Here is a 12216-nt window from a genome sequence, read left to right on the forward strand (position 1 = left end):
GGAGAAATTGTTATGTCTAACGGGGTTAAGGTCGTTCGCGACGGCCATGTGCTCGAAGTTACGCTGGAGCGTGGCAAGGTGAATGCCATCGACGTCGCCACGTCTCAGGCGCTGGCGGAGACGTTTCGGGAGTTGCACGAGGACAAGGAATTGCGCTGTGCCATCCTGACCGGTGGTGGCGAGAAGATCTTTTCCGCCGGGTGGGATCTGAAGGCGCTTAACGCGGGCGAGATGCAGCTCGACAACTGGTGGGAGACCGACGATTACGGCTTTGGCGGGTTCACCGGGCTGACCGAGAACTGGGTGCTGAACAAACCGGTGATCGCGGCGATCAACGGGCTGGCCATCGGCGGCGGGTTCGAGATGGCGATGGCGTGTGACCTGCTGATCGCGGCCGATCACGTGGAGTTCGGGTTGCCCGAGATGCCGCTGGGGATCGTGCCGGATGCCGGGGCGTTGCAGCGCCTGCCCCGGCGCATTCCGCATAACATCGCGATGGAGATGTTCCTGCTGGGCCGGCGGATGACGGCGGCGGAGGCAGCGCAGTACGGGCTGGTCAATAAAGTCGTGCCGAAAGAAGAGCTTATGGATGCCGCGCGGGAATGGGCCGCGAGCATCGCGTGGTCGGCCCCGCTGGCCATGCAGAGTGTGAAGGAAGTGCAGCGCGCCATCGAATGCGTGCCGCTGGATGAGGCGTTTGCGAAGATGCGCGGCGACGGGCTGCCGGTCTATCGGAAGATGCTGAAATCAGAGGACGCCAAGGAGGGCGTGGCGGCCTTTGTGGAGAAGCGTGACCCCAATTTCAAAGGCGAATGATCATGTATCGGGATCCGTCTGACGTAAAGCGCGTGGCCAGCCTTGGGGCGGGGCCGATTGGCGGCGGCTGGACCGCGCATTTCCTGGCGCGCGGGTATGACGTGAATGCTTACATCCACGACCCGGCGGAACGCGACGCGTTGATGGCGGTGGTCGAGACCGGGTGGGTGAGCCTGACCGGCCTGGGGCTGGCGCCGGGGGCGTCGATGGATCGGCTGACGGTGACGAGCGATCTGGCCGAGGCCGTTGAGGGCGTTGATTTCATTCAGGAAAGCGCGCCGGAGCGGCTGGATGTGAAACAGGCGTTGTACCGGCGGCTCGGGGAATTGGTGCCGGCGGAGGTGGTGATCGGGTCGTCGACCTCCGGCCTGACGATGACGGAGATTGCCGCGGAGTGTGCGACGCCGGGGCGCTGTGTGATCGGGCATCCGTTCAACCCGCCCTACCTGTTGCCGCTGGTCGAGATTATCGGGGGGAAACAGACGGATAAGGCGGCGGTAGCGTGGACTGCGGCGTTCTACGAGGTGGCGGGGAAGGCGCCGCTGGTGATGAAGAAGGAGGTGCCGGGGTTCGTGGCGACGCGGTTGCAGGAAGCGTTGTGGCGGGAGGCGCTGCACATGGTGGCCAATGGCGAGGCCACGCCGGAAGACATTGATATCGCTTTGAAAAACGGGCCGGCGCCGCGGATGGCGGTGCAGGGGCAGTGCATGGCGTTTCACGTGGCATGCGGTGAGGGCGGGATGGCCACGAACCTGGATCAGTTCGGGCCGGCACTGAAATGGCCGTGGACACGGCTGGAGGCGCCGGAGCTGACGAAAGATCTGAGAAATCAGATGGTTGACGGGTGTAACGCCATGGCAGGGGACAGGGATTTCCGGGATATGGCGGCGGAACGGGATCGCAAGATCGTGGCGGTTCTGAAGGCGGTCAGGGACGGCTGACGGGGTCGAAACCCGACGTCGGTATAACGTCGGTATTTTGTCGGTATTGCGTCGGTGCGCGGTCGGTAAGGATCAGCCGCGCATCCGCTGGTTCACCTGGAACGTGTCGAGATATTTCGACAGCGTGCCGGGCCACGTGGGTGCGTCTTCCTGCTCGGGCCAGGCCTGGCGGTATTCGCTGGGCCGGCGGCCAAAGCATTTGCGGAACGCATAGGCGAAATGCGACAGCGAGTTGAAGCCCGAGGCGGCGGAGATTTCGCGTACACCGAGATCGGTGGAGATGAGCAGCACGCGGGCGTGCTGGAGCCTCAGGAGCAGGCCGAACTGCACCACCGAACAGCCCATCGCCTGGTTGAACTGGCGTTCCAGTTGCCGCTGGGAGATGCCGACCTGTTTGGCGATATCCGGCACGGGGAGCGGTTCGGAGATGTTCGCCTCGATCAGGTCGATGGCCGCCGCCACCCCCGGCGGCAGGCTTTCGGTGCCCCGGCCCAGCGTCTTGCGCTGGGGGGCGTTCGCGGGGCGCACCGGGTGGTGCATGATGTTGTCGGAAATTTCGCCCACCAGCCCCGCCCCGTGATCGGCGCGGATGAGGTGCAGCATCAGGTCGGTGGCCGAAGTGGAGCCGGCGCAGGTCATGATCTTGCCGTCGAGGGTGAAGAGCTGTTCGGCGGCGAGGACGTCGGGAAACTTCTCCTGGAAGCCCGCGAGGTAGGACCAGTGCGTCGTCGCCTGCCGCCCGGCGAGAAGGCCCGCGCGGGCGAAGACGTAGGGCGCCATCTCGACGGCGCAGAGGCGGATGCCCATCCGCGCCTGCCGCCTGAGCCACGATATGAGCGCGGCATCGGCGTAGTGCTCGGCCCCCCAGCTTCCGGCGACGATGACGAGATCGTCGCGGGTGAGTTTCTCGGGCAGCGGGCCGCACGCGAGGGTCATGCCGTTGCTGGCGGTGACCTCGCCGGGATGCACGGAATGGAAGTCATGCCGGTAGAGCGGCGACGCCGAAAGGTAGTTGGCGATGCGCGCCGGTTCCAACAGGCTGACGAGCCCCATCATGTTGAAACGCGGCAGCAGCACGCAGGCGATTCGGGCGGGGCTGGGCGCGGTTTTCTGCGGTTGGGCAGCGGCGGACATGGCGCTCTCCGGGCGGCGGATAGGTGAAGAATTTCGCCAGCCATAGCTGAAATCCGGCGAATAATCGACACTATTTGCGCCGCCCGGGCCCACACTCGAAGAAAAGAGGGAGCGCACATGAACTTCGAAGTGATCCTGACCTGCGCCGTCACGGGCGCCGGGGATACCACGGGCAAGAGCCCGCACGTGCCGGTCACACCGCGCGAAGTGGCCGATGCCGCGATCGAGGCCGCCAAGGCCGGTGCGGCCATCGCCCACCTGCATGTGCGCGATCCGGAGACGGGCAAGGGCTCGCGCGATGTGGGGCTTTTCGAGGAGGCCGTCGCGCTGGTGCGCGAGAGCGATACGGACGTGGTGATCAACCTCACCGCCGGGATGGGGGGCGACTGGGCGCCCTCGGCCGACGACCCGTCGATGCCCGGCCCCGGCACCGACATGATCGGGCCCGACGAGCGGCTGGCGCATGTGAAGGCGTGCCTGCCCGAAATCTGTTCGCTCGATTGCGGGACGCTGAATTTTTCCGACACCGACGATATCTATATTTCGACACCGCCCACCCTTCGGCGCATGGCCGGGCTGGTGCAGGAGTGGGGCGTGAAGCCCGAGCTGGAGGTGTTCGACCTTGGCCATATCCGGTTTGCCAAGCAGATGGTGGCCGAGGGGCTGATCGCCGATCCGCCGATGTTCCAGCTGTGCCTTGGCATCCCGTGGGGCGCCGACGCGACGGTCGAGACGATGGCGGCGATGAAGGCGCAGCTTCCGGCGGGCGCAAGCTGGGCCAGTTTCGGGATTTCCCGGATGCAGATGCCGATGCTGGCCGCCGCCGTGGCGATGGGCGGCAACGTCCGCGTGGGGCTGGAGGACAACATCTATCTCGATCGCGGCGTGCTGGCCACGAACGGGCAATTGGTCACCCGCGCGGTCGAAATCATCGAGCGGATGGGCGGCCGGGCCGTCACGCCGCAGGAGGCGCGCAACAAGCTCAAGCTGAGAGGGGCCGATTGATGGCCGAGGCCGCCAAAGGTGGGCTGAGCCTGACCGGGCTGACCAAGCGCTTCGGCGGGGTCGTGGCGGTGGACGATATCGACCTCGAGATTCAGCGCGGCGAGTTCCTGACCCTGCTGGGCCCGTCCGGGTCGGGCAAGACGACGCTTCTGATGATGATCGCCGGGTTCCTCGATATCTCGGCGGGGGACATCCTTCTGGATGGCGCGTCGATCAAGACCGTGCCGGCGGAGAAGCGCAATTTCGGGATGGTGTTCCAGGGCTATGCCCTCTTCCCGCACATGACCGTGCGGCAGAACGTGGGCTATGCGCTGGACGTGCGCGGGCGGCCAAAGGCCGAGATCGAGGCGCGGGTGGACGAGATGTTGGAGCTGGTGCAGCTTCAGGATTTCGGCCACCGCAAGCCGGGGCAATTGTCAGGCGGGCAGCAGCAGCGGGTGGCGCTTGCGCGGGCGTTGTGTTTCGCACCGCCGGTTCTGTTGCTCGACGAGCCGCTGGGCGCGCTCGACAAGAAGCTGCGGATCGAGGTGCAGGACCAGCTCAAGGACATTCACAGGCGGGTCGGCACAACGTTCATCTACGTGACGCATGACCAGGAAGAGGCGCTGTCGATGTCCGACCGGATCGTGATCATGCAGAACGGGCGGATCGAGCAGCTGGGCACGCCCACGGAATTGTACGAACGCCCGCGGACACGATTCGCGGCGGGGTTCCTGGGGAAGAGCAATTTCCTCGACCTCGATGACGGCACCTATGCGCTGCGCCCCGAGAAGATCGACCTGGCGCCCGCCGGCCGGATCAACGGCGCGGCGCGGCTGTCGGGCACGATCAGCGACATCACCTATTTCGGCGCCATGCGGAAATACATGGTCGCGGTCGAGGGCCGTCAGCCCATCGAGGTGGATGTGGATGCGTGGCGCAATCCGCATGAGCTGCAACAAGGGCAGGCTGTCGACCTGGCCTGGGCCGATCATGCCGCCGTGCGGCTGGACGAGAGTTGAAGACCCGAAACGGCGCAAGGGCAAAGCGCCGCAAAATAAGGGCCGGAGAGGCCCGCCACCAGCAAGGAGAGACTTGAGATGCAAGACAAGCAATTCATGAAGGAGACGCTTCTTCAGAGCGCCCATGCCTACAGGGACGGCCGGATGGACCGGCGCACCTTCCTCGCGCTCTGCGGCGCGTCGGGCGTGGCGATGTCGGCGGTGATGGCAGGCGACGCCAAGGCCGCCGCCGATCACATCGTGATGTGGAACTGGGGCGGGATTTCCGAGGAGTGCCACGGCAAGGCCATTGGCGAACCGTTCGAGGAAAAGACCGGGATGGGCATGCAGTTCGACACCTCGGGCCCGCTGGAAGGCAAGATCCGCGAGATGGTCGACAGCGGCAACGTGACGGCGGATGTGTGCGATGCGGACCTTTTCAACGCCGTGTCGCTTGGGCCGACGGGGCATCTCGAGGCGATCGACTATGACATCGTCAGCAAGGACCGGACCCTGCCGCAATATGCGCTGGAATACGGGGTGTCGATCATCCTTTACGGTTATGCCTTCGTCTATGACACCGAGGTTTACGGGGACAATCCGCCGAAGGACTGGGCGGATTTCTTCGACACCGAGAACTTCCCCGGCACGCGGGCGCTTTACAAGTGGGCGAACGGGTCGCTGGAAGGCGCCTTGATGGCGGACGGGGTGGCCGGTGACGAGCTTTACCCGCTCGACATGGAGCGGGCGCTGACCAAGATCAAATCGATCAAGGATGACAGCATCTACTGGGGGTCGGGCTCGGAAGTGCATTCGATGTGCATCAGCGGCGAGGCGTCGATGGCGATCATCTGGCAGAACCGCGGCAAGAACATCGAGGAGGATACCGAGGGCCGCTACAAGCTGGTGAACAACCAGGCGATGGCGATGCCGGGCGCGTATATCGTGCCCAAGGGCAACCCGGCGGGGCGCGAGGCGGTGATGAAGTTCATCGCCACCGCGCAGGAGGTGCCGTCGCAGCTGATGATCCTCGACTGCCTGGGGATGACGCCGTCGAACCCCGAGGCGTTCTCGGAGATCCCGGAAGAGCAGCAGCCCTATGCCATCACGTCGGAGCAGAACATCGACAAGATCGTCTATAACGATCCGGTCTGGTGGGGCGAGAATGGCAGCGAGGCGGTGAACGCCTTCCTCGAAGCGATCAGCTAGGTCGAACCGGCCCGCCCGGTGCGCGTGATGCGCCGAGCGGGCCGGGTTTCCAACGCCCGGACATGCGATGATGCAGGCACTCACACGACATATCAGCCCCGGATGGCTTCTGGTTGCGCCCTTCTTCCTCGTGGTGGTGGCGTTCTACCTCGGGCCGCTTGCCAATATCCTGTGGCTGAGCGTGACCGACCCGGAGCCGGGGCTGGGGAATTACGAGAAGCTTGTCGAATCCGACGCGCTGGCGCGGATCCTCTGGACGACCTTCCGCACCTGCGCGATCACCACCGTCTTCAGCGTGGCGATCGGTTATTGCCTAGCCTACGCGATGGTGCATGCGCACCAGAAGAACCAGAACATCATGCTGACGCTCTTGCTGATCAGCTTCTGGATCTCAGTGCTTGTCCGCACCTTCGCGTGGCTGATGCTGCTGGGCCATAATGGCCTTGTGAACAACGGGATGGAGGCGATCGGCCTGATCGACCGGCCCGTGCGCTTCATGCGCAACGAGCTGGGCGTGCTGATCGGGATGGTGCATTACATGGTGCCCTATGCCGTGCTGCCGCTGATGGCGAACATGCAGACGCTCGACCCGCGCGTCATGGCCGCCTCGCGCAACCTTGGCGCCAACGGGGTGCAGACCTTCCGGCGGATCTATCTGCCGCTGACCATTCCCGGCCTCGTGGCCTCTTCCCTGCTGGTCTTCATCCTGAGCCTTGGCTTTTACGTGACGCCCGCGATCCTGGGCGGGGGCAAGGTGCTGATGGTGGCCGAATATATCAGCGTGCAGCTTCTGGTGACGCTCCAATGGGGCACGGCCGCGATGCTGGGCACGCTGATGCTGATCGGGGTGCTGGCGCTTCTATGGATCATGTCGCGGTTCATGCAGCTTTCGGCCGTCTTCGGCGGGGGGGCGACACGATGAGGCCGGGGCTTTTCGCCAAGCTGAACGTCGTGGGCGCGTGGCTGGCGCTGCTCTTCCTGGTGCTGCCGGCGCTGATTGCCATTCCGGTGTCGCTGACGCCGAAGCGGTTTCTGTCGATGCCCAAGGGCGAGTATTCGCTCCGGCATTTCGAGACCCTGTTCACCAGCCCCGAATGGCTGTCGAGTTTCGCGCAAAGCGGAATCATCGCGGCGAGCACCGCTTTGCTGGCGACCTCGCTCGGCACGCTCTGCGCCATCGGCCTGTGGCGGGTCACGTCGCGTTACACGGAGGTGGTGCGCGCCTTCCTGCTGCTGCCGCTGATCATTCCGCAGATCATCTCGGCCATGGTGTTCTATCGCCTGCTGGTGCCCATGGGGCTGATCGACAGCTACCCGGGCCTGATCCTCGCCCATACGGTTCTGGCAACGCCGCTGGTACTGATCACCGTCAGCGCGAGCCTTGCCAATTTCGACCCCAAGCTCGAACAGGCCAGCCGCAACCTTGGCGCGCCGTCTTGGGTGACGATGCGACGTGTGATCCTGCCGTCGATCAAGCCCGGCGTGGTGGCCGGGGCGCTTTTCGCCTTCATCCTGAGCTGGGACGAGATCGTCGTCACGCTCTTCATCTCGAAATTCACCGTCTACACCCTGCCCCGGCGGATGTGGAACGGCATCCGCGAGAACACCGACCCGACCGTGGCGGCAGCGGCCGTCGTGCTGATCGGCGTCACGCTTCTGGCCTTCGTCATTTACGCCCTGCTGGCGCGCCGCCGCGCGCAGATGGCTGTTGCAGAGGAATAACCCCCATGAACTTCCACGTGAGCCATGAAAACGACCTGCTTCTGAAGACCGTCAAGAGCTTCATGGAAGACGAGATGTTCCCGCACGAGGAAATGGTCGACCGCACCGGCGAGGTGCCCGAGGAGCTGGGCCGCCGGATCGAGGCGAAGGCCAAGGAGCTGGGGCTCTACGCCTGCAACCTGCCGGAAGAGGTGGGCGGCGGGGGCCTTGGCATCGACGCGATGCACCTGATCGAGCGGGAATACGGCAAGACCTCCCACGCGCTCCACAGCTGGGCGGCGCGGCCGACCGAGATTTTGCTCGCCTGCGAGGGGGAGCAGCGGGAGAAATACCTGCTGCCATGCGTGACCGGCGAAAAGCGCGAGCTGTTCGGCCTGACCGAGCCCGAGGCCGGGTCGGACGTGATGGGGATGAAGACGAATGCCCGCAAGGATGGCGATGACTGGATCCTGAACGGCTCGAAGCATTTCATTTCCGGGCCCTGCATGCCCGATTTCGCCATCGTCTTCGCCGCCACCGGCGAGGACGAGACGAAGCGCGGCAAGCGCAAGCGGGTGACGGCGTTCCTGGTCGACGTGGGCACGCCGGGGTTCGACTGTCGCGAGGGGAACAAGTGCGTCAGCTATCGCGGCTACAAAACCTACCAGCTTTCCTTCGACGATGTGCGGCTGGGGCCGGGGCAGATCCTGGGCGAAGAGGGCCGCGGGCTGGAGCTTTCGGGCAAGTGGCTTGGCATGGGGCGCATCTGGGTCGGGGCCTGCTGTTGCGGCAAGGCCGAGCGGATACTGGAGATGGCGACGGAATGGGCCGCCAGCCGGAAGCAGTTCGGCCAGCCCATCGGGCGGTTCCAGGCGACGGGGTTCCGGTTGGCCGACGGAGCCATGAACCTGCGCGCCGCCGACCTTATGGTGGCCGACGCGGTGGAGCGTGCCGGGCGGGGCGCGATGGAGGATGCCGATGCGGCGATGGTGAAGGTCTATTGTTCCGAGATGCTGAACCGGATCGCCGACGACGCGGTGCAGATTTACGGCGGCATGGGGTTGATGGAAGAGCTGCCGATCCAGCGCCTGTGGCGGGATTCGCGGCTGGAGCGCATCTGGGACGGCACCAGCGAGATCCAGCGGCATATCATCACCCGGTCGATCCTGCGGCCGCTGGGCGCGTGACGCATGACCCCGGAAAAGCGGCAGAATTTCGAGCGGCTTCTCAACCCGCGCCATATCGCCTTCATCGGCGGGGCCGATGCGGCGGTGGCCATCGGCGAGGCACGGCGGGCGGGCTTCGCTGGCGAGATGTGGGTGGTGAACCCCAGGCGCGACAGGCTGGCGGGCCTGGACTGTGTTGCCACGATTGCCGACCTGCCGGAAGCGCCGGACGCGGTGTTCCTTGCCATCCCAGCCGCGTTCGTGCCCGACGCGGTGGCCGGGCTGGCGGCGATGGGGGCCGGCGGCGTGGTCTGCTACACCGCCGGGTTCGGCGAGGCGCATGACGAAGGGCGCAAGCTGGAAAAAAGGCTTAAGGCGGCCATCGGCGACATGGTCCTGCTGGGCCCGAATTGCTACGGGCTGATCAATTACGTCGGCAACTCGGCGCTCTGGCCCTTCGCGCATGGCGGGGCCTGCCCGGGTTACGGCGCGGCGGTCGTCACGCAATCGGGGATGTTTTCCTCGGACATCACCATGAGCCAGCGCTCCTTGCCGCTGGCCTACATGGCCTCGGCGGGGAACCAGGCCGACCTTGGGTTGACGGAACTGGTCGACCTGCTGTGCGAACGGCCGGAGGTGCGGGCGATTGGCCTGCATATCGAGGGGCTGTCGGACATTCCGGCCTTCGAACGGGCCACATTGAAGGCGCTTCGAGCCGGCACGCCCGTTGTGGCGCTGAAAACCGGGCGCTCGGCCATCGGCGAGACGCTGACGCTCAGCCACACGGGCTCGCTGGCCGGATCGGCCGAGCTTTACGAGGCGCTGTTCGAGCGCGTGGGGGTGATCAGCGTGACCAACCCGTCGCAACTTCTGGAGACGTTGAAGTTTCTCTGCGTGGCGGGCGCCCCCGAGGGGGCGGACGTGCTGGGCTTCACCTGTTCGGGCGGCGGGGCGACGATGCTGGCCGATCATGGCGAGGCGATCGGGCTGCGCTACCCGGCACCGGACGCGGGCGCGAAGGCGGCCCTGAAAGAGCTGTTGCCGCCGATTGCCACCGTGTCGAACCCGCTGGACTACACAACCCCGATCTGGGGGCAGGCCGAGCGGACCTTGCCGGTCTTTGCCGCGGCGCTGGAAAGGGTGCCGGCACAGGCGACGCTTCTGGTGCAGGATTACCCCGCGCCGGGGCTGGACGAGACGGAAGGGCTGTATCTCAACGACGGGCTGGCCTTTGCCGAGGCGGCGAAGGCGGCGGGGCTTCCGGCCGCGATCTGCGCGACGATCCCCGAGAACATGGGCGCGCATATCCGCGAGGCGTTCATCAGGCGCGGCGTGGCGCCGATGCAGGGGGTGCACGAAACGCTGAACGCGATCCGCGACGCGGCGTGGTGGAAGGCGGCGCGGGGGCGCATCCTGTCGGCGGCGCCGGGCGCGCTGATGCCGGGGCGGGCGACGAAGGCGGCGCGGCTGCTGACCGAGGCGCAGGGCAAGGAGATGCTGGCCGATGCCGGGCTGCCGGTGCCGACGGGGCGGGTGACGCGGGCCGGCACGCTGGCCGAGACGGCGGGCGAGATCGGCTTTCCCGTGGCGCTCAAGATGATGGTGCCGGGGCTGGCGCACAAGACCGAGGCCGGGGCCGTGGCGCTGGGGATCGGGTCGCCCGAGGCATTGCTGGAAGCGGCGATGAAGATGCGGGTGGCGGTGGCCGCCTATCGCGAGACGATCGTGACGGATGCGTTCCTTGTCGAAAGCATGGCACCGCCGCCGCTGGCCGAGCTGGTGGTGGGCATCCGGCGCGATGCGCAGTTCGGGCTGGCGATGACGCTGGGCAGCGGCGGCATTCTGGTGGAGTTGCTGGCGGATATGGTGTCGCTATTGCTGCCGGCGACGGAGCGGGAGATATCGGACGCGCTTGGCCGGCTGAAGGTGGCCGGGCTGCTGAACGGGTTCCGGGGCCGGCCCGCCGCCGACCGCGCGGCGCTGGTTGCGGCGCTGGCGGGTTTGGCGGAATATGCCGTGGCCAACCGCGCGACCGTGGCGGAGATCGAGATCAACCCGCTCTTCGTGTACGAGACCGGCGTGCTGGCGGTGGATGTGCTGATGCAGGTGGACGATGTGGGAGCCTGAACGCGAGCCGAACCCCGACCTGACGGTCGGCGCGGACAACAAGCAGCGGTGGAACCAGCCGGCGCATCGCCGGCACGGGTTTCACAACGCTCACCGGCTGTTCCGCCGGGCGCTGACGGTGCGGGCCCGGCAACCGGTGGTGTTGCGGCCGGCCGAGGATGCGGGGATCGCCGCGATGCCGGAAGTGGCCACGCTGACCGGGCGGGCGGCGTTTTCCGGGCTGGTCTGCGCCCGGCGGGGCGAGGTGCTGCTCAGCCGTCATGCGGCGGATTTCCCCGGGGATCAGCCGCATTCGATCCAGTCCGTGACCAAGCTGATGATGCATCTCGTGGCCGGCCGGATGGTGGCCGAGGGGTGGCTCGACCCGGGCCGAACGGTCGAGCATTACCTACCCGAGATCGGCAGCGGCTATCGCGGCGCGACGGTGCAGGACGTGCTCGACATGAATGTCATGAACGACTTCTCCGAGGATTACGACGACCCGCAAGCGGAATGCTACACCGAGGAGATCGCCCTTGGCTGGCGCCTGCCCGGGGGCGACGCGCCCGAGGTAACGATGCACGACGTGGTGACCGGAATCACCAGTGCCGACGTGCGCAACCATGCCGACACGGTGAATTACTGTTCGGCCAATACCGACCTGCTGACGCTGATCTGTGACGGCTGCCGCCCCGGCGCGCTGCCGAAGCTGGTGGAAGAGATCGCCGACGATGCGGGCGTGGCGGGTGCGCTGCACATGAGCCTCAGCCCCGAGGGGCTGCCCGCCTTTGCCGGTGGCGGCTGCCTGAGCGCGGCCGACCTTGCGCGGTTCGGGCTGCTGCTGGCGCGGGTCGCGGCGGGGGCACAGGGGATGGCGTGGAACGGTGCGTTCACGCAGGCGGTGATCGGCGGGGCGGGCAAGCCACTGCCGGCGCCGCGCGATTTCGTGCGCTACGCCCACCAGATGATGAGCAATGGCCGGTGGATCGGTCATGCCGGCTATGGCGGGCAGTTCCTGATGGTCGACCCGGAAAGCGGCCTGTCCTGCGCCTACCTGAGCGTTCTGGAGAACGAATCGGGCTATGACGAGGATTACATGGCCGAGACGATCCTGTGCCTGCAGGCGATCGCGGAGGCCGTGGCGACCACGTAGGCGGC

General features: G+C 66.2%; 11 protein-coding genes. 10 read left to right on the plus strand and 1 reads right to left on the minus strand.

The genetic code is table 11. The features are described 5' to 3' along the window. Window positions 1-12: 12 nt before the first annotated feature. Both QUV18_RS23190 and QUV18_RS23195 read left to right on the plus strand, forming a co-directional pair. Window positions 13-816: a carnitinyl-CoA dehydratase gene (locus QUV18_RS23190; protein ID WP_300896541.1), complete on the plus strand. Its 804-nt coding sequence runs from the start codon at window positions 13-15 to the stop codon at window positions 814-816. After that, complete coding sequence (locus tag QUV18_RS23195) at window positions 813-1757, plus strand: 3-hydroxyacyl-CoA dehydrogenase NAD-binding domain-containing protein (RefSeq protein WP_300896542.1); 945 nt, start codon at window positions 813-815, stop codon at window positions 1755-1757. Before QUV18_RS23190 ends, QUV18_RS23195 begins: the two co-directional genes overlap by 4 nt. Window positions 1758-1829: 72 nt before the next feature. Here the strand turns inward: QUV18_RS23195 and QUV18_RS23200 are convergent, their stop codons facing one another. Further along, window positions 1830-2891, minus strand: a complete 1062-nt coding sequence (locus QUV18_RS23200; RefSeq protein WP_300896543.1) for a GlxA family transcriptional regulator — start codon at window positions 2889-2891, stop codon at window positions 1830-1832. Between the two features lie 117 nt (window positions 2892-3008). Between QUV18_RS23200 and QUV18_RS23205 the strand changes: the two genes are divergently transcribed. From QUV18_RS23205 to QUV18_RS23240, 8 genes are all read left to right on the plus strand, one after another. Next, complete coding sequence (locus QUV18_RS23205; protein ID WP_300896544.1) at window positions 3009-3896, plus strand: 3-keto-5-aminohexanoate cleavage protein; 888 nt, start codon at window positions 3009-3011, stop codon at window positions 3894-3896. Continuing rightward, a complete protein-coding gene (locus tag QUV18_RS23210; protein ID WP_300896545.1) occupies window positions 3896-4897 on the plus strand; it encodes an ABC transporter ATP-binding protein in 1002 nt (333 codons plus the stop codon). The genes QUV18_RS23205 and QUV18_RS23210 overlap by 1 nt, the downstream gene beginning before the upstream one ends. Before the next feature lie 78 nt (window positions 4898-4975). Continuing rightward, window positions 4976-6085, plus strand: coding sequence for an extracellular solute-binding protein (locus tag QUV18_RS23215; protein ID WP_300896546.1), 1110 nt, complete (start codon window positions 4976-4978; stop codon window positions 6083-6085). A gap of 70 nt (window positions 6086-6155) precedes the next feature. Further along, on the plus strand, window positions 6156-7007 hold the full coding sequence (locus QUV18_RS23220) for an ABC transporter permease (RefSeq protein ID WP_300896547.1): 852 nt from the start codon (window positions 6156-6158) through the stop codon (window positions 7005-7007). Then, window positions 7004-7807 (plus strand): ABC transporter permease, encoded by an 804-nt coding sequence (locus QUV18_RS23225; protein ID WP_300896548.1) that lies wholly within the window; start codon window positions 7004-7006, stop codon window positions 7805-7807. Before QUV18_RS23220 ends, QUV18_RS23225 begins: the two co-directional genes overlap by 4 nt. Window positions 7808-7812: 5 nt before the next feature. Further along, a complete protein-coding gene (locus QUV18_RS23230; protein ID WP_300896549.1) occupies window positions 7813-8973 on the plus strand; it encodes an acyl-CoA dehydrogenase family protein in 1161 nt (386 codons plus the stop codon). A gap of 3 nt (window positions 8974-8976) precedes the next feature. Further along, complete coding sequence (locus QUV18_RS23235; RefSeq protein WP_300896550.1) at window positions 8977-11079, plus strand: acetate--CoA ligase family protein; 2103 nt, start codon at window positions 8977-8979, stop codon at window positions 11077-11079. Then, window positions 11066-12211, plus strand: a complete 1146-nt coding sequence (locus QUV18_RS23240) for a serine hydrolase domain-containing protein (RefSeq protein WP_300896551.1) — start codon at window positions 11066-11068, stop codon at window positions 12209-12211. Before QUV18_RS23235 ends, QUV18_RS23240 begins: the two co-directional genes overlap by 14 nt. Window positions 12212-12216 lie beyond the last annotated feature (5 nt).

It is taken from the genome of Roseovarius sp., assembly GCF_030373445.1.
GTDB lineage: Bacteria > Pseudomonadota > Alphaproteobacteria > Rhodobacterales > Rhodobacteraceae > Roseovarius.

Excerpts from the sequence above, each read along its gene's own strand:
- QUV18_RS23190 (WP_300896541.1), top strand. The coding sequence starts at position 13 with ATGTCTAACGGGGTTAAGGTCGTTCGCGACGGCCATGTGCTCGAAGTT.
- QUV18_RS23205 (WP_300896544.1), top strand. The coding sequence starts at position 3,009 with ATGAACTTCGAAGTGATCCTGACCTGCGCCGTCACGGGCGCCGGGGAT.
- QUV18_RS23215 (WP_300896546.1), top strand. The coding sequence starts at position 4,976 with ATGCAAGACAAGCAATTCATGAAGGAGACGCTTCTTCAGAGCGCCCAT.
- QUV18_RS23220 (WP_300896547.1), top strand. The coding sequence starts at position 6,156 with ATGCAGGCACTCACACGACATATCAGCCCCGGATGGCTTCTGGTTGCG.
- QUV18_RS23235 (WP_300896550.1), top strand. The coding sequence starts at position 8,977 with ATGACCCCGGAAAAGCGGCAGAATTTCGAGCGGCTTCTCAACCCGCGC.
- QUV18_RS23210 (WP_300896545.1), top strand. The coding sequence starts at position 3,896 with ATGGCCGAGGCCGCCAAAGGTGGGCTGAGCCTGACCGGGCTGACCAAG.
- QUV18_RS23240 (WP_300896551.1), top strand. The coding sequence starts at position 11,066 with ATGTGGGAGCCTGAACGCGAGCCGAACCCCGACCTGACGGTCGGCGCG.
- QUV18_RS23200 (WP_300896543.1), bottom strand. The coding sequence starts at position 2,891 with ATGTCCGCCGCTGCCCAACCGCAGAAAACCGCGCCCAGCCCCGCCCGA.
- QUV18_RS23230 (WP_300896549.1), top strand. The coding sequence starts at position 7,813 with ATGAACTTCCACGTGAGCCATGAAAACGACCTGCTTCTGAAGACCGTC.
- QUV18_RS23195 (WP_300896542.1), top strand. The coding sequence starts at position 813 with ATGATCATGTATCGGGATCCGTCTGACGTAAAGCGCGTGGCCAGCCTT.
- QUV18_RS23225 (WP_300896548.1), top strand. The coding sequence starts at position 7,004 with ATGAGGCCGGGGCTTTTCGCCAAGCTGAACGTCGTGGGCGCGTGGCTG.